19 protein-coding genes are annotated in these 20166 nt (G+C 70.6%); 13 read left to right on the top strand and 6 right to left on the bottom strand.

What is annotated here, in order from left to right; genetic code table 11:
- Nucleotides 1-214: 214 nt before the first annotated feature.
- Nucleotides 215-1264, bottom strand: coding sequence for a LacI family DNA-binding transcriptional regulator (locus BJK06_RS12710; protein WP_070418201.1), 1050 nt, complete (start codon nucleotides 1262-1264; stop codon nucleotides 215-217).
- Between the two features lie 165 nt (nucleotides 1265-1429).
- Between BJK06_RS12710 and BJK06_RS12705 the strand changes: the two genes are divergently transcribed.
- From BJK06_RS12705 to BJK06_RS12690, 4 genes are all read left to right on the top strand, one after another.
- Complete coding sequence (locus BJK06_RS12705; RefSeq protein WP_070418200.1) at nucleotides 1430-3406, top strand: glycoside hydrolase family 127 protein; 1977 nt, start codon at nucleotides 1430-1432, stop codon at nucleotides 3404-3406.
- A gap of 4 nt (nucleotides 3407-3410) precedes the next feature.
- Complete coding sequence (locus BJK06_RS12700) at nucleotides 3411-4718, top strand: sugar ABC transporter substrate-binding protein (protein ID WP_070418199.1); 1308 nt, start codon at nucleotides 3411-3413, stop codon at nucleotides 4716-4718.
- A 63-nt stretch (nucleotides 4719-4781) separates the two neighbouring features.
- Entirely contained in the window at nucleotides 4782-5732 is a 951-nt protein-coding gene (locus BJK06_RS12695; protein WP_070418198.1) for a carbohydrate ABC transporter permease, read from the top strand.
- Nucleotides 5733-5735: 3 nt separating this feature from the next.
- A complete protein-coding gene (locus BJK06_RS12690) occupies nucleotides 5736-6689 on the top strand; it encodes a carbohydrate ABC transporter permease (protein ID WP_070418197.1) in 954 nt (317 codons plus the stop codon).
- A gap of 275 nt (nucleotides 6690-6964) precedes the next feature.
- Here BJK06_RS12690 and BJK06_RS12685 read toward each other — a convergent pair whose 3' ends face one another.
- Nucleotides 6965-8014, bottom strand: coding sequence for a substrate-binding domain-containing protein (locus tag BJK06_RS12685; protein ID WP_070418196.1), 1050 nt, complete (start codon nucleotides 8012-8014; stop codon nucleotides 6965-6967).
- 179 nt (nucleotides 8015-8193) lie between these two features.
- On the opposite strand from BJK06_RS12685, the gene chvE reads away from it, so the two are divergent.
- From chvE to mmsB, 3 genes are all read left to right on the top strand, one after another.
- Nucleotides 8194-9324 (top strand): multiple monosaccharide ABC transporter substrate-binding protein, encoded by a 1131-nt coding sequence (gene chvE, locus BJK06_RS12680; RefSeq protein WP_083295236.1) that lies wholly within the window; start codon nucleotides 8194-8196, stop codon nucleotides 9322-9324.
- A 106-nt stretch (nucleotides 9325-9430) separates the two neighbouring features.
- Nucleotides 9431-10984, top strand: coding sequence for a multiple monosaccharide ABC transporter ATP-binding protein (gene mmsA / locus BJK06_RS12675; protein WP_070418195.1), 1554 nt, complete (start codon nucleotides 9431-9433; stop codon nucleotides 10982-10984).
- Nucleotides 10971-12152, top strand: coding sequence for a multiple monosaccharide ABC transporter permease (gene mmsB / locus BJK06_RS12670; protein WP_070418194.1), 1182 nt, complete (start codon nucleotides 10971-10973; stop codon nucleotides 12150-12152). Before mmsA ends, mmsB begins: the two co-directional genes overlap by 14 nt.
- Nucleotides 12153-12231: 79 nt before the next feature.
- On the opposite strand, the gene BJK06_RS12665 is transcribed toward mmsB, so the two are convergent.
- Nucleotides 12232-13572 carry an alpha-amylase family glycosyl hydrolase gene (locus BJK06_RS12665; RefSeq protein WP_156794857.1) on the bottom strand — a complete coding sequence of 447 codons (1341 nt, stop codon included), beginning with the start codon at nucleotides 13570-13572 and terminating at the stop codon, nucleotides 12232-12234.
- Nucleotides 13573-13638: 66 nt separating this feature from the next.
- On the opposite strand from BJK06_RS12665, the gene BJK06_RS12660 reads away from it, so the two are divergent.
- The 4 genes from BJK06_RS12660 to BJK06_RS18655 all read left to right on the top strand — a co-directional run bounded on the left by BJK06_RS12660 (nucleotide 13639) and on the right by BJK06_RS18655 (nucleotide 16046).
- Nucleotides 13639-14037 (top strand): DUF3253 domain-containing protein, encoded by a 399-nt coding sequence (locus BJK06_RS12660; RefSeq protein WP_070418193.1) that lies wholly within the window; start codon nucleotides 13639-13641, stop codon nucleotides 14035-14037.
- A gap of 1 nt (nucleotide 14038) precedes the next feature.
- Nucleotides 14039-14629, top strand: coding sequence for a hypothetical protein (locus tag BJK06_RS12655; protein ID WP_070418192.1), 591 nt, complete (start codon nucleotides 14039-14041; stop codon nucleotides 14627-14629).
- 8 nt (nucleotides 14630-14637) lie between these two features.
- Complete coding sequence (locus BJK06_RS12650; RefSeq protein WP_070418191.1) at nucleotides 14638-15738, top strand: SDR family oxidoreductase; 1101 nt, start codon at nucleotides 14638-14640, stop codon at nucleotides 15736-15738.
- A 131-nt stretch (nucleotides 15739-15869) separates the two neighbouring features.
- On the top strand, nucleotides 15870-16046 hold the full coding sequence (locus tag BJK06_RS18655; RefSeq protein WP_139199296.1) for a CsbD family protein: 177 nt from the start codon (nucleotides 15870-15872) through the stop codon (nucleotides 16044-16046).
- Between the two features lie 51 nt (nucleotides 16047-16097).
- On the opposite strand, the gene BJK06_RS12645 is transcribed toward BJK06_RS18655, so the two are convergent.
- Nucleotides 16098-17171, bottom strand: coding sequence for a spore photoproduct lyase family protein (locus BJK06_RS12645; RefSeq protein WP_070418190.1), 1074 nt, complete (start codon nucleotides 17169-17171; stop codon nucleotides 16098-16100).
- Nucleotides 17172-17311: 140 nt separating this feature from the next.
- On the opposite strand from BJK06_RS12645, the gene BJK06_RS12640 reads away from it, so the two are divergent.
- Both BJK06_RS12640 and BJK06_RS12635 read left to right on the top strand, forming a co-directional pair.
- Nucleotides 17312-17623, top strand: a complete 312-nt coding sequence (locus BJK06_RS12640; protein ID WP_070418189.1) for a biopolymer transporter Tol — start codon at nucleotides 17312-17314, stop codon at nucleotides 17621-17623.
- Nucleotides 17620-18060 carry a hypothetical protein gene (locus tag BJK06_RS12635; RefSeq protein WP_156794856.1) on the top strand — a complete coding sequence of 147 codons (441 nt, stop codon included), beginning with the start codon at nucleotides 17620-17622 and terminating at the stop codon, nucleotides 18058-18060. The genes BJK06_RS12640 and BJK06_RS12635 overlap by 4 nt, the downstream gene beginning before the upstream one ends.
- Nucleotides 18061-18072: 12 nt before the next feature.
- On the opposite strand, the gene BJK06_RS18650 is transcribed toward BJK06_RS12635, so the two are convergent.
- On the bottom strand, nucleotides 18073-18225 hold the full coding sequence (locus BJK06_RS18650) for a hypothetical protein (protein ID WP_156794855.1): 153 nt from the start codon (nucleotides 18223-18225) through the stop codon (nucleotides 18073-18075).
- A gap of 44 nt (nucleotides 18226-18269) precedes the next feature.
- Complete coding sequence (locus BJK06_RS12630) at nucleotides 18270-20105, bottom strand: beta-galactosidase family protein (protein WP_070418187.1); 1836 nt, start codon at nucleotides 20103-20105, stop codon at nucleotides 18270-18272.
- Nucleotides 20106-20166 lie beyond the last annotated feature (61 nt).

Raw genomic sequence — 20166 nt, 5'->3', positions numbered from 1 at the left:
AGCGCTCACTCCCGCAACGCCGCCACGCCCGCGCCCGCCCAGGTCGCACGAACCGCCGCTCGCCGCCGCACGCCGCCGCCCGCCCGCGCTCGGCGAGGTCGCACGAACTGCCGCTCGCCGCCGCCCCGAACGGCACGTCGTGCGACCTGACCGACCAGGCCGCGGCGAGTCGTGCGACCTCGGCCCGCCCGCCGGCTGGCGCCCCGCGCGGGCCCTACGCGCCGACGGTGCTCTCGCGGACGACCAGGGACGGGGTCACGGTCGCGGACGCCGCAGCGCCCCCGTCGATGAGGTCGAGCAGCGCCCGACCCGCAACGCGCCCGAGCTCCTCGAGGCGCAGGTCCACCGTGGTCAGCGGCGGCCGGCTCGCGAGCGCCATCACGTCCCAGTCGTCGAACCCGGCGACCGCGACGTCGTCCGGCACGGACAGCCCGAGCTCCCGCAGCCGATCGCACACGCCCCGCGCGATCTGGTCGCTCCCGCAGACGATCGCGTCCACGCCGAGCGCACCCGACCCGGACGCCGCCCCGGCCCCGGTCCCCGCCGACGCGAGCCCCACGCCCCGCGCCAGCACGTCCACCGCCTGCCGCCCCCACCGCTCCGACCACTCGCCGTACAGCGGTTCGGCCACGAGGCTCGCGCCGAGCACCTCGGTGGCGCCGGACACACGCCGGACCGCCGACCGGTGCCGCTCGGGCCCCGTCACGATCGCCACCCGCCGACGCCCGGTCGACAGCACGTGCGCGGCGACGGCCGCCGACCCGGCGGCGTCGTCGAGCGTGACCGACACGTCGTCCGGGTCGGTCGAGGGCGTGAACGCGTACACGACCGGGATCGGCACGTCGATCGGCGGCCGAGCGTCGGCGGAACGGCCGGTCACGATGATGCCGTCGACCCCGCGGGCGGCGAGCGAGCGGAGGTAGTGGGCCTCGCGGACGTGGTCGTCGCGGGTGTCGCACAGCAGCACGGCCATCTGCCCGGCGGAGAGGGCGTCCTCGGCACCGAGGAGCACCGGGATCGAGAACCGGCCGAACGAGTCCGTCGTGATCATGCCCACCGTGTAGGTCCGTCCCGAGGAGAGCGCGCGGGCCCGGGCGTCGCCGACGAACCCGAGCTTCTCGGCGGCGTCCTTCACCCGGGCGCGCGTCGACTCCCGGAGCTGCCCGGTGCCGTTCAGGGCCTTCGAGGCGGTGCCGATCGACACGCCGGCGAGCGCCGCGACGTCGGTGATCCGGACGGTCCGCCCAGCGCGCTCCAGTGTCACGGCAAACCCCTTTCCGGATGCGGGAAACTGACCACGACTATACGCACGATGTGAGAAGACGCCCTTGCGCGCCTCCAGGTCGTGTCGTAACGTCCTCCGCAGAAACCGTTTTCCGGAACCAGCTCGGAACCGGACCCGGCCTGAGTCACATCGCAAGGAGGCGACATGACCACCACGCTCGCGACCGACAGCCGCGCGCACACCGCGACCCCGGTCCTCCCGACCCTGGACGCGCACCTGACGCTCCGTCCGCTGCCCACGGGCGACGCCCGGATCACCGGCGGCTTCTGGGCCCTCCGACAGGAGCGGAACGGCCGCGACGCGGTCCGCGGCGGGTACGCCCTGCTCGAGGCTGCCGGGAACTTCCGGAACCTCCGCATCGCCGCCGGTCTCGAGGAGGGCGACGCGACCGGCCCGATCTTCATGGACTCCGACGTCACGAAGTGGCTCGAGGCGGTGGCGTGGGAGTACGGCCGAGCCCCCGCCGAGGACCTGCTGGAACTCCAGCGCGAGGTCACCGCCCTGTACGCCCAGGCGCAGGCCGACGACGGCTACCTCGACTCCGTGCAGCAGATCCGCGGGAAGGGCGAGCGGTACACGGACCTCAAGTGGAGCCACGAGATGTACTGCGCCGGACACCTGTACCAGGCGGCCGTGGCGCAGCACCGGGCGACGGGCGACACCGGGCTGCTCGACGTCGCGATCAAGAACGCCGACCACCTCGTCCGCACGTTCGGGGACGGCCCCGGCAAGGTCCGCGACGTCGACGGCCACCCGGTGGTCGAGATGGGCCTCGTCGAGCTCTACCGCGAGACCGGCACCCGCGACTACCTCGACCTCGCGCACTGGTTCGTCGACGCCCGGGGCACCGGCATCATCGAGCGCGCCGGCGGCGAGCCGACGTACTTCTCCGACCGGGTGCCGAGCCGCCAGGCCACGACCGTCGAGGGCCACGCGGTCCGCGCCGTGTACCTCGCGGCCGGCGCCGTGGACGTCGCGATCGAGACCGGCGACACCGAGCTCCTCACCGCGAGCGAGACGCAGTTCGCGGACATGATGGCCACGAAGGCGTTCATCACCGGCGGTCTCGGCGCGCGCTGGGACTGGGAGGCGTTCGGCGACCCGTACGAACTCCCGACCGACCGCGGGTACGCCGAGACCTGTGCGGCCATCGGCGGGATCCAGTGGGCCTGGCGCCTGCTCCTCGCGACCGGGAAGCCCGTGTACGCCGACGCGATCGAGCGCCTGCTGTACAACGCGTTCCTCGCGGGCGTGAGCCTCGCCGGCACCGAGTACTTCTACGTCAACCCGCTGCAGCAGCGTGACCACGCGCACCAGGACGAGAACCGCTCCCCCGCGCACGGCCGCCGCGGCTGGTTCGACTGCGCCTGCTGCCCGCCGAACATCATGCGGACGTTCGCGAGCCTCGACGGCTACCTCGCCACCGCGACCGACGGCGGCCTCCAGCTGCACCAGTACGCCACGGCCTCGCTCGGCCCGGTCGACGTCGAGACCGGGTACCCGCACGACGGCCGCGTGGTCGTCACCGTCACCGCGGACGGCCCGCTCGCCCTCGGCCTGCGGATCCCGTCGTGGTCGGACACCACGACGGTGCTGGGTCCGGACGGCACGGTCAGCCCCGCCGCGGGCACGCTGCACGTCATCGACCGCGAGTGGACGGCCGGCGACACCGTCGAGCTCGTCTTCGACACGACGCCGCACCGGTACGTCGCCGACGCCCGGATCGACGCCGCACGCGGGCAGGTCGCCATCGAGCGCGGACCGCTCGTGTACGCGGTCGAACAGGCGGACCAGCAGGGCTTCACGGTCGACGACCTGACGGTCGACGCCGACGCGCCGATCACCGAGGAGCGCCAGGACGGGCTCCTCGACGGCGTCGTCACGCTGCGCGTCGCCGGACATGCCCCGGCCGAGCACGCGCAGGCAGCGTGGCCGTACCGCCGACTGGACGGTCCAGGAGGAACGGATCACGCAGGTGCGGCGACCAGCATCGACGACGCGGCCGGGTCCACGGCGGCCGCCACGCGCCTCCAGGACGTCACCGCCACCGCGGTCCCGTACTACGCCTGGGCGAACCGCGGAGCCGCGCCGATGCGCGTCTGGCTCCCGTTGGCGCGGTGACACGATGGACCGCAGAGCGTTCCTCGCCGGCGGTCTCGCCGGCGGGGCGGCCCTCGCCCTGGCGGGGTGCTCCGGCACCCTGCCGAAGGTCGACGCGCGCGTCGCGAGCTTCGGCCGGAACGCGACCGGCACCGTGCACGTCTGGTGCCGCTCCGCGACGCAGGCCGGACTGACGGCGGCCGTCGCCGGGTTCAACAAGGCGAACCCGAAGCTGCAGGTCGAGCTGACGCCCGTGCCGGACGGACAGTACGTGACGAAGCTCGCGACCGCGATCCGTGGTGGTGAGCCGCCGGACGTCGTGGACATCGACGACATCAACTCGCAGCTGTTCATCTTCCGCGAGGCGTTCGCCGACCTCACCGACGTTGTCAAGGGGCTCGACTACTTCGACGCGATCTCGCCCGGCCACCTCCGGCTGCTCGAGTACCGCGACCGGTACTACGGGCTGCCGTACCTGGCGGACAACTCGCAGTTGTTCGTCAACACCGAGCTGTTCGACCGGGCCGGCCTCGACGTCGAGGACGCGACGAAGGACCTCGACTCGCTGCTCGCCGCCGCGAAGGCGATCCGGAAGACCGGCGACGACGTGTACGGGTGGTCGATCTCGGGCAACGCCGCCGGCATCATCGGGTTCGTCACGCAGCCGCACGTCTGGGCCACCGGCGTCGACATGATGTCCGGCGAGGTCGGCAAGCAGACGGCGAACATCACCGGCAACGAGGCGCTCGAACGCATGCTCGAGTTCTACCGGCAGCTGTGGAAGGACGGCGTGCTGTCGAAGGCGACCTACGCGGACGCCGGGACCACGTGGGGCGCCGACTTCCGGGCCGGCAAGGTCGGTATCTTCCCGACCTCGTACGGTGCGACCGTGCCCGCCGCGACGAAGGCGATGCGCGCGAAGATGCAGACGGTGCTGATCCCGTCGTGGGACGGCAAGCGCTCGTTCTTCGACGGGGGCGACAACATGTGCATCCCGAACGGGGCGGCGAACCCGTCCGGGGGCTGGGCGTTCATGCAGTACGCGAACGGGCTGCAGCAACAGCAGGCGCTGCCGGACGGCGGGTACTTCCCGACCCGGTCCGACGCCGCGACGCCCGCGTACCGGAAGAAGTACCCGCTCGCGTTCGGCCCGCTCGACGCGATCGAGAAGGGGTACGCGCCGCAGACGCTCGCGTACAACCTGCTCGTCAACCAGCCCTCGTCGCCGTACTTCGCGATGTTCCGCGAGGCGGTGTTCGGCTCGGGGGCCGCTGCGGCCATGAAGACGGCGCAGTCGGACTACACCCGCATCCTCGACCAGGTCCAGGCCTGAGCGACCGTTCGTTCGCTCGCTCGCTCGTTCGCTCGTTCGCTCGTTGCACAGAGAGGTGCAGACATGACCACTGTCTCCAACCGACGGACCGGCGCCGGCCGTCCGACCGTCGGCCGTGGCGTCAGCCGCCCGGGTCCGTCCCGGAACTCGCTCACGCACCCGCCGCGCACCGGCGCCGTGCTCGTCACCCCGGCGATCGTGTTCGTCGCGGTGTTCGTCCTCGCGCCGCTGGTGTTCGCGCTCTACATCTCGTTCACGAACTGGCCCCTGATCGGCCCGTACCGGTTCATCGGACTGCAGAACTACCTGACGCTGTTCCAGGACCCGACGTTCGTGCACGCCATCGGGTACACGCTGCTCTACACGGCGATCGTGACGGTGCCGATCCTGGCGCTCGGGTACTTCCTCGCCGTGCTCATCCGGGCCCGACGGCGCGGGTCGACGTTCCTGCGCACGGTGTTCTTCCTGCCGTACGTCGTCGGGCTGACCACGCTGTCGTTCATGCTCGTGCTCGAGGCGCAGCCGAACTCCGGCGCGGTGAACATGGTGCTGCGCTGGCTCGGGATCACCGACGGCAGCACGGCGTGGCTCGTGAACGGCCCGCTCGCGACGCTGCTCATCTGCGTGCTCGTCGTCTGGGCGGTGTCCGGGCTGACGATGGTGCTCGTGATGTCCGCCATGCAGGGCATCCCCGACGAGGTGTACGAGTCCGCCCAGCTCGAAGGGGCCTCGTGGTGGCAGACCGAACGCCTCATCACGATGCCGATGATCCGCTCGACGCTCGCCCTCAGCGCGATCATCTCGGTCATCGGGTCACTGCTCGCGTTCAACCAGTTCTACATCCTGACCCAGGGCGGGCCGGGCACGGAGACCACGACGATCGTCAACGCGATCTACAACCGCGGCTTCGTGAACCTGCAGCTCGGCGCGGCGACCGCCGAGTCGATCGCCCTCGTCGTCGTCATCGCCGCCGTCACCGTGTTCCAGTTCTGGGCACTGCGAGAGAAGGACTGAGCCATGAGCACCACCGCTTCCCGTGCGGGCCTCGCGGCCCCGGACCTGTCCACCCGCACGCTCACCACCTCCGGCGACGGAGGCCGCCGTCGCCGCCACCAGGGCAGCGTGCGCCACCCGCGTGACACCGCGGTGAAGCGCACGCTGTACGTCATCGCCGGGGTCGGCGCGACGCTGGTGTTCGGCGTCCCGCTCATCTGGTCGATCCTGCGGGCCTTCCAGTCCGAGGCCGTCATCACGCAGGCGGCCGACCCGGCGACGTTCTTCCAGCTCGGCTGGCAGAACTTCGGCGCGGTCTTCAGCCCCTCGTCGCACCTGCTCACCGGCGTCGTGAACTCGCTCGTCGTGTCGATCGCCACGGCCGTCCTGACCGCCGTGATCGCGACGATGGCCGGGTACGGGTTCGCCCGGTTCCGGTTCCGCGGTTCCGGCGTCGTCTTCGGGCTGGTGCTGCTGACGATGATGGTGCCGTTCCAGGCGATCCTCACGCCGCTGTACCTCGAGATGAACGCGATGAAGCTCACGAACTCGCTGCTCGGGCTCGTGCTCTTCTACACGACGGTGAACCTGCCGTTCGGGGTGTTCGTGATGCGGAACGCGTTCGAGTCGATCCCGACGGAGCTCGAGGACTCGGCGTTCGTCGACGGCGCCTCCCGCTTCCGGGTCGTCGTGTCGGTGCTGCGGCCGCTGCTGCTGCCGGGTGCCGCGACGGCCGCGCTGTACGCGTTCCTGGCGTCGTGGACGGAGTTCCTCGGGGCGCTGACCTTCCTCACGAAGGACTCGCTCTACACCTTGCCCGTCGCGCTGCTCAACCTGCAGACCGGGGCGTACGGGCAGGTGTCGTACGGGAACCTCGTGGCCGGGTCGGTCGTGGCGATGATCCCGTGCATCGCGCTGTACGTCGGGCTGCAGCGGTTCTACGTCGCCGGGCTGTCGTCCGGCGCGCTGAAGGGCTGACGGTCGGGTCAGCCGGGCGGCGCCGTCCTCGCACCGTGCGGGGGCGGCGCTGCCGCGTGCGGGGCGGCGTTGCCGCGGGCCGGGGCGGCGTTGCCGCGGGCCGGGGGCCCCGAGCGGGCGAAAAACGTCACATTCGGCCCGCACACCCGGCCTGTTCTGCCCGCTCGACGACGAACCCGCGGCGAGTCGTGCCCGCTCGGCGAACCCGCGAAGCTGCGCCCGCGCCGCCGTGCCCCCGCGCCCGCGCCCCGCGCCCGCGCCGCGCGCCGCGTGCCCTACGCGCTCCGGCGCACCACGAGCTCGGGCACGAGCAACGTCTCGTCCCGCGGCTCCCCCTCGACGAGGGCCCGCACGGTGTCGAGCACCCGCTCCCCCATCGCCCGGAAGTCCTGCCGCACGGTGGTGAGCGGCGGCGTGAAGTGCGCCGCCTCGGGAACGTCGTCGAAGCCCACCACGGCGATGTCGTCCGGCACCCGCAGTCCCTCGTCGGCGAAGGCGTGCAGGACCCCGAGCGCCATCTGGTCGTTCCCGGCGAAGACCGCGTCGACCGTGTGCACGTCGATCGTCCGGGCCGCCGCGAACCCGCTCGCCGGGGTCCAGTCGCCGTCGAGTACCACGGGTTCGAGTCCGGCGTCGCGCATGATCCGCTCGTAGGTCACCCGGCGGACCTCGGACTCCTGCGAGACCGCGGGGCCGGCGATGTGCACGATCCGGCGGTGCCCGCGGGCGAACAGGTGCTCCATCACGAGCGAGGTCCCCGCCGCCTGGTCGATCGCGACCGCCGCGACGCTCGGTGCCACCGGGGCCCTGGCCGCGTCCCGCTGCACGGCGTTCGCGACGACGACGGGCACCGAGACCGGGACGGTCAGCGAGGCGAGGGCGTCGAGCACCCGGTTGTCGGCGGCGACGAGCACGATGGCGGCGACGTCCTGGGCGAGCAGCGTCACGAGGGCGTTCGACAGGTCGACGGGCCGCGGGTCGTCGGGCAGGGTGGAGAGCAGGACGTGGTAGCCGGCGGACCGGGCTGCCCGCTCGAACCCGATGGCGGTGCTCGACGGTCCGTACAGCGCGTCCCCGGCGGTGATGATGCCGAGCGCCCGACTGCGCCCCCCGGCGAGCGCCCGGGCAGCGGCACGGGGCCGGTACCCGAGCTCGGTGACCGCGTCGGACACCTGGGCGCGGAACTGCTCGCGGACCGTCGGGTCGCCGTTGATCACTCGCGAGACGGTCTGGTGGGAGACGCCCGCGCGCTCGGCGACGTCGAAGATCGTGGGTGCCTTGCGACGTTTGCCGCCGGCGTCCCCGAGCGCGGTCGTGGTCGTCACGTCGCCAACCGTACCGCGCAGTCCGGCCGACGCGACAAGATCGCGAAACGGTCACGGTGAGTTGACACCCCGTCACGGAACCCCCAGTATGTGAGCGCTCACACGAGCAAATCCCTCGGGGCACAGCAGCCCCGGCACCGAGCGCGTCGACGTGGACGCGCAGGAACAGAGGTACTTCGATGATGAAGCGCAAGATCGTCGCGGGCGTCGCCGCCCTCGGCATCGCCATCGCACTCGCCGGCTGCTCCGCCGGCGGACGCGCGTCCACCGACGGTGGGAGCAGCAGCGGCGACAACAAGGGCGCCCTGGTGGGCGTCGCGATGCCGACCAAGGTCTCGGAACGCTGGATCAAGGACGGCAACGCCGTCAAGAGCGACCTCGAGAAGGCCGGCTACAAGGTCGACCTCGAGTACGGCGACAACAAGGTCCAGCAGCAGGCGCAGCAGGTCAGCAACATGATCACGAAGGGCGCGAAGGTCCTCATCATCGCGTCGATCGACGGCGGAGCGCTCTCCGACCAGCTCGACGCCGCCGCCAAGGCCGGCATCAAGGTGATCTCCTACGACCGCCTGCTCACGGGCAACAAGAACGTCGACTACTACGTGTCGTTCGACAACGAGAAGGTCGGCGTCGACCAGGCGACGAGCCTGCTCACCGGCCTCGGCGTGCTCGACGCGGACGGCAAGAAGACCGGCGAGAAGGGCCCCTTCAACATCGAGGTCTTCGCCGGCTCGCTCGACGACAACAACGCGGGCTTCTTCTTCGACGGTGCGATGAAGACCCTCAAGCCGTACCTCGAGGACGGCACCCTGAAGATCCAGTCCGGCCAGGACCAGCTCTCCCAGGCCGCGACGCAGCAGTGGGACCCGGCGACCGCCAAGGCCCGCATGCAGAACCTCATCGCGAAGTCGTACTCCGGCGGCACCACGCTGAACGGCGTGCTCTCGCCCTACGACGGCATGTCGATCGGCATCATCTCGGCGCTGCAGGGCGCCGGGTACGGCTCGAGCGACCGCCCGCTCCCGACCATCACGGGACAGGACGCCGAGCAGGCCAGCGTGAAGTCGATCATCGCCGGTCAGCAGTACTCGACCATCTACAAGGACACGCGCAAGCTCGCCAAGCAGTCGGTCACCATGGCCGAGGACCTGCTCACCGGCAAGAAGCCCGAGGTCAACGACACGAAGAGCTACGACAACAAGGTCAAGGTCGTCCCGACCTACCTGTTCCAGCCGACCGTCGTGACGAAGGACAACTACAAGGAAGTCCTCGTCGACTCGGGCTACTACACCGAGGCCGACCTCAAGTAGGACGCAACCCATCTGTCGGACTGGAGGCGCGGGTCGACCCCGCCCCGCGCCTCCAGTCCGTCACCACCCGCGCGCCCACGCGCGGACGACGAAAAGGCGGTCCCACATGGCGGACACCATCCTCGAGATGCGTGACATCACCAAGACGTTCCCCGGGGTCAAGGCGCTGCAGGGGGTCTCGATCGAGGTCGAGCGCGGCCAGGTCCACGCGATCTGCGGCGAGAACGGCGCCGGCAAGTCCACCCTGATGAAGGTGCTGTCCGGGGTCTACCCGCACGGCTCCTTCGACGGCGAGATCCTCATCGACGGATCCCCCGTCGAGTTCGGCGACATCAACGGCTCGGAAGCGGCCGGGGTCGTGATCATCCACCAGGAGCTCGCGCTCAGCCCGTTCCTGTCGATCGCCGAGAACATCTTCCTCGGCAACGAACAGTCGAAGGCCGGGTTCATCGACTGGAACAAGACGAACCTCGCGGCCGCCGAGCTCCTGCAGCGCGTCGGCCTCAAGGACAACCCGGTCACGAAGATCGTCGACATCGGCGTCGGCAAGCAGCAGCTCGTCGAGATCGCGAAGGCCCTGTCGAAGCGGGTGAAGCTCCTCATCCTCGACGAGCCGACGGCGGCGCTGAACGACGACGACTCGGCGCACCTGCTCGACCTCATCCGGTCGCTGCAGGCCGAGGGGATGACGGCGATCATCATCAGCCACAAGCTCAACGAGATCAAGGCGATCGCGGACAAGGTCACGATCATCCGCGACGGCAAGACCATCGAGACGCTCGACATGCACGCCGACGACGTCTCCGAGGACCGGATCATCCGCGGCATGGTCGGTCGCGACCTGTCGAACCGGTACCCCGAGCGCGAGGACCCGCAGATCGGCGAGGAACTCCTCCGCATCGAGGACTGGACCGTCCACCACCAGCTCGACGCCTCGCGCGAGATCATCCACCAGGCGAACCTCTCCGTCCGGGCGGGCGAGGTCGTCGGCATCGCCGGGCTCATGGGCGCCGGACGGACCGAGCTCGCGATGAGCGTGTTCGGCCAGTCCTACGGCACCGGGATCAGCGGCACCGTGTACAAGCGCGGCGTCCCGATCAAGACCCACACGGTGTCGCAAGCGATCGACAACGGCATCGCGTACGTCACCGAGGACCGGAAGCGCTACGGGCTCAACCTCATCGACGACATCAAGCGGAACATCTCCGGGTCGGCGCTCGGGAAGCTCGCGAACTGGGGCTTCGTCAACGCGTCCGAGGAGACCACCGTCGCCGGGCAGTTCCTCCGGAGCCTCAACATCAAGGCACCGAACGTCGACGTCGTCACCGGGAAGCTCTCCGGCGGCAACCAGCAGAAGGTCGTCCTGTCGAAGTGGATGTACGCCGACCCCGACGTGCTCATCCTCGACGAGCCCACGCGGGGCATCGACGTCGGCGCGAAGTACGAGATCTACACGATCATCAACCAGCTCGCGGACCAGGGGAAGGGGATCATCGTGATCTCCTCCGAACTCCCCGAGCTCCTCGGCATCTGCGACCGCATCTACACGCTCTCCGAGGGCACGATCACCGCCGACGTGCCCCGCTCCGAGGCCACGCCCGAGGCCCTCATGCAGTACATGACCCAGGAACGGGAGACCCCTGTCAATGAACGCGCTTAAGTCCGCCGCCGGCTACCTCACCGGGCAGCTCCGACAGATCGGCCTGTTCATCGCGCTGATCGTCATCGTCATCTTCTTCCAGGTGACGACGAACGGCATCACCCTCGCCCCGATCAACGTCTCGAACCTGATCGTCCAGAACAGCTACATCCTCATCCTCGCCATCGGCATGGTGATGGTCATCATCGCCGGGCACATCGACCTCTCGGTCGGCTCGGTCGTGGCCTTCACCGGCGCCATGGCCGGTGTCATGATCACGCAGTGGGGCCTGCCCTGGCCGATCGCGGTCGTGCTCTGCCTGGTGGTCGGCGCCCTCGTCGGTGCCTGGCAGGGGTTCTGGATCGCCTACTTCGGGATCCCCGCGTTCATCGTCACGCTCGCGGGCATGCTCGCGTTCCGTGGCGCCGCGCAGATCGTCCTGCACAACCAGCAGATCTCGCCGTTCCCGGAGGGCTTCCGCTCCCTCGGCTCCGGCTTCCTGCCGTCGTTCGGCACCACCGGGTACGAGCCCCTCACGATGATCCTCGGCTTCGCGGCCGCGATCGTCCTCGTGGTCACGGCGTTCCGCGGTCGTGCCACCCGGCGCAAGTACCAGCTCGAGGGCGAGCCGTTCGCCTGGTTCATCACGAAGCTCGCCTTCACGGTCGCGCTCGTCATCTACGTGGCGCTCCTGCTCGCGAGCTACAACGGCACCCCGATCGTGCTCGTCGTGCTCGGTGCGCTCGTGGTGATCTACTCGGTCGTCATGCGGAGCGCGGTGTTCGGCCGCCACATCTACGCGATCGGCGGGAACGCCCTCGCCGCCCAGCTCTCCGGTGTGAAGACGAAGCGGGTCACGTTCCTGCTCTTCGTCAACATGGGCGTCATCTCGGCCCTGGCCGGCGTGGTGTTCACCGGCCAGCTCAACCTCGCGGCTCCGGGTGCCGGCAACGGCTTCGAGCTCGACGCCATCGCCGCGGTGTTCATCGGCGGCGCGGCCGTCACCGGTGGCATCGGGACGGTGCCGGGAGCGATCGTCGGTGGTCTCATCATCGGCATCCTGAACAACGGCATGTCGATCCTCGGCATCGGGACCGAGTACCAGTCGCTCATCAAGGGCCTGGTGCTGCTCGCCGCCGTCGCGTTCGACGTGTTCAACAAGCGCCGGGCGGCGTCCGCGCGCAAGTAGCGCGGGCGTTCGGGCGCGCGGGCGTTCGTTTCGTGTGCAGAAATGGTCGGGTCCTGTCCGGGGACCCGACCATTTCTGCTCACGATCCGGAGAGCACGGCCCAGGCGGCGGCCTGGAGGCGCAGGGTCCCGTCCCCGACGTCGGCTCCGCCCGCCTCGACGCGCGTCGCACCCGCTGTGGGCAGGTCTACGGGATCGGGCGACAGGTTCAGGGCGGTCACCACCGCCCGCTCCGCGGTCGCGGTCCGCAGCACGATCGCGGTGTTCGTCAGGTGGACGACGTCGGTGTGGGCGCGGTGCAGCCAGGGCTCGCGGCGACGGAGGGCGATGAGCGCCTCGTACGCGTGCGTGAGCTCCACGGACTCGGGCGGAGCGGCCGGGAACTCCGGGCGGACGGCATCGTCCCCGCCGACGCGCTCCTCCTTCACCCCCGTCCAGCCGTACTCGTCACCGGCCCAGACGCTCGGGGTCCCGGCGACCGTGAAGAGGACGGCGGCGGCGTGCCCGGCGAACCGCTCCCCCACGGAACTCGCGATGCGCGTCACGTCGTGGTTGCCGACGAACGTGCTCGGTGCCTGTGCGGCCAGCAGTTCGTCGTGCCGTTCGACGGCGTGGGCGAGCTCGAAGCAGTTCCGGTCGGCGATGCCGTGCCAGATGCCCTGCCAGAGCTCGTACTGCGTGGTGGAGTCGACCGTCGAGGCGCGGACGAACGCAGCCGTGTCCCCGTGGATGACCTCGCCCGTGAACCAGGCGTCCGGGAAGCGCTCCCGGACGCGCGGCAGCACCCCTGCCCAGAACGCCGTCGGTACCGCGTAGGCCGCGTCGAGTCGCCAGCCGTCGACGCCTCGTGCGAGCCAGTGCGTCATCACCTCGACGACGAGGTCCTCGGTGGCCCGGCTGCCGTGGTCGAGCGCGACCAGGATGTCGTGCCCCTCGAACAGTCCCACCGGCACGTCGTCGCCGGGCGACCAGCCTGCCCAGTCGATCGCGAACAGATCCGCCGTCGGCGCGTCCGGGCCCTGCTCCTCGACGGCGCGGAAGGCCGGGTGCTCCCGTCCGACGTGGTTGAACACCCCGTCGAGCAGGACCCGGATCCCCCGGTCGTGCGCGGCCGTGACGAGCCGGTCGAAGTCGTCGTCGTCACCGAGCCGCGGGTCGATCCGGAAGTGGTCGACCGTGTCGTAGCCGTGCGTCGAGCTCGTGAAGACGGGGCCCAGCAGCAGCCCGTTCAGCCCGAGGTCCACGACGTGGTCGAGCCAGGGCTCGATGCGGCCGAGCCGGTGGTCGACGGGGCGTCCGTCCACGGGGGTGTCCGGCCGGACGTCGGCACCGACGAACCCGAGCGGGTAGACGTGCCACCACATGACGTGCTCGACCCAGGCGGGCTCAGCGGGACGCTCGGGTGCGGTGTCGGTGTTCACCGACCCGATGCTGCCAGCCGTGCCTGGGCTGGGCGCGAGACCGGACAGCGGGGACAGGATGGTCGCATGGGACGAGCGATCAGGACCGAGGCGGACGCCGCCGCGAACGAGGCGGAGCACGCCGATCGGACGTGTGCCTCGTGCGGCCGCCGGATGCCCGGTTCCGCCGCCCCGGATGCGAAGTACTGCTCGGCCGCGTGCCGGAAGCACGGCGTGGACGAGACCGACCTCGCGCTCGAACAGCGCATCGACGAACTCCTCGCCGCACGGGCCCGCACGTCCAGCATCTGCCCGTCCGACGCCGCCCGGGCCCTCGACCCCGACGGCTGGCGTGACCTGATGGAACCCGCCCGGCGTGCGGCGCGGCGGATGATGTCCAGAGGCGAGGTCGAGATCACCCAGCACGGCAGCGTCGTCGACCCGTCCACCGCCAAGGGTCCGATCCGTATCCGCAGACCGCGCTGACATGGACGACCGCCTCATCACGGCCACCCGCCGCGCCGATCACCTCGCTGCCATCGGGGGCACCGTCATCGGCATCTCGCAACAGGCCGCCCTCGCCGGACTCTCCGTGTTGTGGACCGCACTCGGCGCCGTCGGGATCACCCGGCCCGCGGAACTCGTCTGGACGATCATCGCAGCGATCGGTGCAGTGCTCACCGTCACCGTGTGGATTCGTGCCCGCCGGACGGGGGCCTTGCTGCCGTTCTTCCTCTCCGCTCCCGAGCGGCCGCTCGCGGTCCTCACCCCGGCGCAACGTCGCGAACTCCGACGGCAGTTGCGGCGACCGGGCACCGTCACGGAACCGTACGCGGGACTCGTCCGGAGCATGATCGACTGGCAGCGCCGCTCGTCGCGTGCCGCCGTCCCGGTGCTCGTCGGGGTGTTCCTCAGTCTGGTCGGGCTCTCCGGTTCGGTCGCGATGACCAACGGGACGGCTGGATGGTCCTTGATGGTCGGCCTCTTCGCCGTCGCCGTGTTCATCACCGTGGTCAGTCGCCTCGAATCGCGGCGTCAACTGCTCGTCCGGGAACAAGCACAGCACGACACGTGTTGAGCACCGGGATGACCCTCGACGACACCGCCGCACAGTCCCCCGACCGTCTCCGAGCCCTCGTGGTGGGTGCCAGCGGCATCACTGGATCGGCGCTCGTCTCGCACCTGCTCGACCTCGGGTGGGAGGTGACCGCGCTCTCCCGCCGGCCCCTCGCCCGCGACGGTGTCCGCACCGTGGCCGCGGACCTGCGGGACCCGGACTCGCTAGGCACCGCCCTCGCCGACGAGCGCCCGACCCACGTCTTCTTCACCGCGTGGCAGCGGCAGGACACCGAGGCCGAGAACATCCGCGTGAACGGCGGCATGGTGCGCGACCTCCTCGCAGCCCTCGCCCCCGCGCCGCTCGAGCACGTCGCCCTCGTCACCGGGCTGAAGCACTACCTCGGCCCGTTCGAGGCGTACGCCGCCGGCGAGATGCCCGACACCCCGTTCCACGAGGAGGAACCGCGCCTCGACACCCCGAACTTCTACTACGCCCAGGAGGATGAGCTCTTCGCCGCCGCCGACCGCCAGGGCTTCACGTGGTCGGTGCACCGCTCGCACACGGTGATCGGCCACGCGGTCGGCAACGCGATGAACATGGGGCTGACGATCGCGGTGCAGGCGACCCTGGCGAAGGAGCTCGGTCTGGACTTCGTGTTCCCGGGCAGCGAGGCGCAGTGGAACGGCCTCACCGACATGACCGACGCCGGCATCCTGGCCGAGCACATGGTCTGGGCGTCGACCACGCCCGAGGGTGCCGACGAGGCGTTCAACATCGTGAACGGCGACGTGTTCCGCTGGCGCTGGATGTGGCCCCGGCTCGCCGCCCACCTCGGTGTCGACCCAGCGCGGGTCGTGGGGTACGAGGATGCGCCGCGTCCGCTCGAGGAGCAGATGGCGCCGCACGAGGCTGCATGGGCCGACATCGCGGAGCGCCACGGCCTCGTCGAACCCGACATCACCCGGCTCGCCTCGTGGTGGCACACCGACGCCGACCTCGGTCGCGCGATGGAGGTCGTCACCGACATGGGCAAGAGCCGCGACGCCGGTTTCACCGCCTTCCGTCGCACCGAACGTGCCTTCGCCGAGCTCTTCGACCGCTACCGCGCCGACCGACTGATCCCCTGATCCGTACCCCGGTGGAAGCAATCGGGGGACACGAACCTGCGGCCCGGCCGCGAGCCGCGCTGCTGCCCCTGGTTGTCTTCGTGGCACAGGCCCCGAGGACCCTCGGCGGTCCCCGGAGGAAGGAAGACAGCATGTCGCTCGGAGACAAGGCGAAGGACGTCACCCAGAAGGTCGTCGGCAAGGTCGAGGAAGCGGTCGGCAAGCACACGGACGACGACGAGCTCAAGCACCAGGGCCAGAAGGACCAGGTCATGGGCGAGGGCCGTCTCGAGACCGAGAAGGCGAAGGACCACCTCGACGGTCACTGAGCCCGTCGCACCACGCAACGCCCGCGCCCGACGGCGCGGGCGTTCGTCGTCTCAGAAGGCGTAGCGGATGCGGCAGCTCGGCAGGTGCTCCGCGACGAGTTCCCGGAACCGCTCGACCAGCTGCCCCTTCATCCCGGAGCGGTAGCGGACGTTGACCGCGCCGTTCTGCGACACCTTCTGCTCCTGCAGGTCCGGGCGCCACAGCAGGTCCTCGGCCTTCGGGTGCCAGCCGAGGTTGACCTCGTGCAGGGGCTCGTTGTGGGTGAGGAAGATGACCTCGGCCGCGAGCTGCGCCTTCGCGGCCGGGGACAGGACGTCGTCCACCTGACGCAGGAGGTCGGCCCAGTCGGACTCCCACATCGGGGTCAGGATGACGGGCGAGAAGTTGAGGTGGACCTCGTACCCGGCGTCGACGAAGTCGTTCACCGCGGCGATCCTCTCGGCGATCGGGCTGGTGCGGATGTCGGTGACCTTCGCGGTCTCGTGCGGCATGAGCGAGAACCGGATGCGCGTGCGGCCCATCGGGTCCCAGTCGAGCAGGTCGCGGTTGACGTACTTCGTCGCGAAGGAGGCCTTGGCGGTCGGTGACATCCGGAACAGGTCGCAGAGGTCCCGCACGTTGTCGCTGAGCATCGCGTCCACCGAGCAGTCGCTGTTCTCGCCGATGTCGTAGACCCACGCGTGCGGGTCGCACTGGTTCGGCTCGGTCTTCGGTCCCTGCTTCGCGATGTTGCGGGCGACGTGCTTCGTGATCTGGTCGATGTTCGCGAAGACCGTCACGGGGTTGCTGTAGCCCTTGCGCCGTGGGACGTAGCAGTAGGCGCACGCCATGGCGCAGCCGTTCGCCGTCGACGGGGCGATGAAGTCCGCGGAGCGCCCGTTCGGCCGGGTCACGAGCGACTTCTTCACGCCGAGGACGAGCGCCTCGGTCTTGATGCGCACCCACCGCTGGACGTTCCGTTCGTCGCCGTGCACCTCGGGGATGTTCCAGTGCGACTCGACGGGGACGATCTCGGCGTCGGGCCACTGCCCGACGACCTCCTGCCCGCGCTGGAGCTCGAGGGCTGCCGGCTCGGCGTAGATCCGGCGGACGTCGAGCAGGGCGCGGGTGCGGGGTTCGGGCATCACCGCCGTTCTACCGCCCACCGCTGACACCGTGCACCGGATCCGCGCGGTGACCGTTCTGGTTCGCGATCCCCGGACTCCACGAACCAGAACGGTCATCCCTCCGGACGAACCCGGCGTCCGCTGCAAGACTCGGGTGCATGACCGCGACGCCCGACGACCACTTCTTCGTGGTCGACGGTCGGCGGTGGCGACGGACCGACCCGGCGCTCCCCGAGGACGTCGCCGCAGCACTCCGGTCGCACCTCGGTCGGGGCCGCAACGCCGTCAAGCAGGCCAAGCGCTCCGGAGACGAGGAGGCCCTCGCCGCAGCACGGCACCGCAACGGCCTGGCGAAGCACGGGCTCGGCGAACGCGGGCCCGAGTGGTGGACCCGCCCCGAAGCCGACCGGATCGCCGACGCCCGCCGAGCGCTCCACGACCTCGACGCCCTCGACGAGCACGCCGGATGACCACCATTCGTCCGCCGCGGTGGGAAGCCGTCCCGACGACGTGCTCGCTCTGGTTGCTCGCAGCGACCTGCACAGGGATGGCGCTCGCCGGCATCGTCGAGGGCACCGTGCTGATCACCGTCATCGGCTCCATCGGCGCTGTCCCCAGCACCTGGGCTGCTTTCCGAGCACCCCGCGCGGGCATCCGACTCGACGCGGATCGTCTTCGCTACCGAGGCTGGGTCGTCTGGTGGACCGTGCCCCGTGAGGCGATCACCGCGGTGCTCGACGATGCGTTCGTCGAATGGCGTGATGACGGCGGCACGGAACACCGGCGGCAGATCTGGATGCTCACGCAGGCGTGGGAGGACGACGGCACCAAGTTCGCCCCACTGTGGCGGTGGCGACGTGCGGCGCTGCTCGAGGTGCGGGCGTGGGCCGGAGCTCGAGCAGTCTGACTCCCGGAACGGTCAGGGGCGGTAGTCGTCGGGCTTGTTCGGGGTCGGGGTCGGCGGCGCTCCCGCACCGACGATCCCGCCGGAACCGAACGAGGTGAGCACCCCCGCCAGGACGTGGAGCACGGAGCCGACCACGCGCCACACCCACTGCAACACCCGCACCATCGCATCCCCCTCGGCTGCTCGGACTCCAGCGAAGCCTAACCCCGTCAGCCCTCCGTGTGCCCGAGGTCCGGCTCGACCCGCAGGCACACCGACCGGGAGGCCGCGGCGTGCAGTTCGAGGACGACGACGTCGTTCCTCCCGGCGCGGAGCACCGGTCCGGGGACGGCCAGGGTGCGCTGCGGTCCGCGGGACCAGTACCGGCCGAGGCAGAACCCGTTCACCCAGGCGACGCCCTTCCGGAACCCGTCGAGGGCGAGGTAGCGGTCCCCTGCCTCGGCGAGGTCGAACGACCCCGTGGCGAAGACCGGTCCGGCCAGCACGTCGCCGTCGGTGGGCAGTGCGTCGGCGAGGATCGTCAGCGCGGCCTCGGGCATCGGGTCGAGGGCCAGGGGCGACGCGGTCCACCGGGCGAGCGGGACTCCGTCGACGGCGATCCCGCCGATCAGGCCCTTCGGCTCGCCGATGCGTGGGCCGTAGTCGACGCGACCCTGGTCCTCGACGAGGAGCTCGAGCGTGCCGGTGACCGGGGGCAGGACGATGGCGCGGTCGTGGTGCTCCCGTTCGAGCACGCCGACGACGATCCCGTCCACGGAGACGCCGGCGCGGTCGCGGACCTCCTCGCCGACGGTGAGCACGCCGCCGGACGGCAGGTCCACCTCGGTCCGGTACAGCACGAAGCCGCTCGCAGCGCCGAGGGCGTCGAACGTCGGCGGGGTGTCGTGCGCGGACCACGACGTGAGGGACGGCAGCAGCGCGCGCAGGGGTGTGACGCGGTCGAGGCGGACGGCGACGTCCGAGGCGGGGGCGAGCCGCGCCTCCTGGCCCGGAGCCGACCCGACGGGACCGACGGACCCGAGCCGACCCGACCCACCGGGCTGCATCGCAGCGGGCAGCGGCGGCACGGGCGCGTAGCGCTCGATGACCGAGCGGAAGGCGTGGAACTTCTCCGTCGGACGCCCGGCCTCGTCGAGCGGGGCGTCGTAGTCGTACGACGTCGCGATCGGGCGGTACACACCCTTGTCGTTCGCGCCGTTCGTGAAGCCGAAGTTCGTGCCCCCGTGGAACATGTAGATGTTGACCGAGCCGCCCGCGGCCAGCAGGTCGTCGAGGTCCGATGCCGAAGCAGCGGCCGGCGTGGTGTGGTGGTGCTCGCCCCAGCTGTCGAACCAGCCGTCCCAGAACTCCGAGCACATGAGGGGGCCGGTCGGCTGGGCCTGTCGGAGTCGCGCGAGCCGTTCGATGGAACGCGAGCCGAACGAACCGGTCTTGTGCAGCGAGGGCAGCGAACCGTCCTCGAGCATCGTGCCCATCGGCTGGTCGACGCTCGTGAACGGCACGGTGAGACCGATCTCCCGGTGCATCTGCTCGAGCTTCGACAGGTAGACGGGGTCGGAGCCGTAGGCGCCGTACTCGTTCTCGACCTGCACGAGCACGATCGGCCCGCCGTGGTCGATCTGCCTCGGGACCAGCACCGGCGCGAGATGCTCCAAGTACCCCTGCACGGCGGCGAGGAACCCCGGCTCGTCGCGGCGGACCCCGACGGTGCCGTCGGCGAAGAGCCAGTACGGCAGGCCGCCGTTCGTCCACTCCGCGCAGATGTAGGGGCCGGGACGGACGATGGCGTGCATGCCCTCGGCGGCGACGAGGTCCAGGAAGCGGCCGAGGTCGAGACCGTCCTCGAAACTGAACGAAGAAGGCGACGGCGCGTGCGCGTTCCAGGCGACGTACGTCTCGATGGTGTTGAGCCCCATCAGCTTCGCCTTGCGGATCCGGTCCGCCCACAGGTCGGGGTGGACACGGAAGTAGTGGATCGCGCCGGACAGGATCCGGTGCGGCTCGCCGTCGAGCAGGAAGTCGGTGTCGCCGATGGCGAAGCGCATGGGGGAACTCTTTCAGGAGACGGGGCCGTGCGGAAGGTTCCGCACGGCCCCGGGTCGAACT

It is taken from the genome of Curtobacterium sp. BH-2-1-1 (assembly GCF_001806325.1).
Taxonomy (GTDB): Bacteria; Actinomycetota; Actinomycetes; order Actinomycetales; family Microbacteriaceae; genus Curtobacterium.
This window is presented reverse-complemented; position numbering and strand designations above follow the sequence as displayed.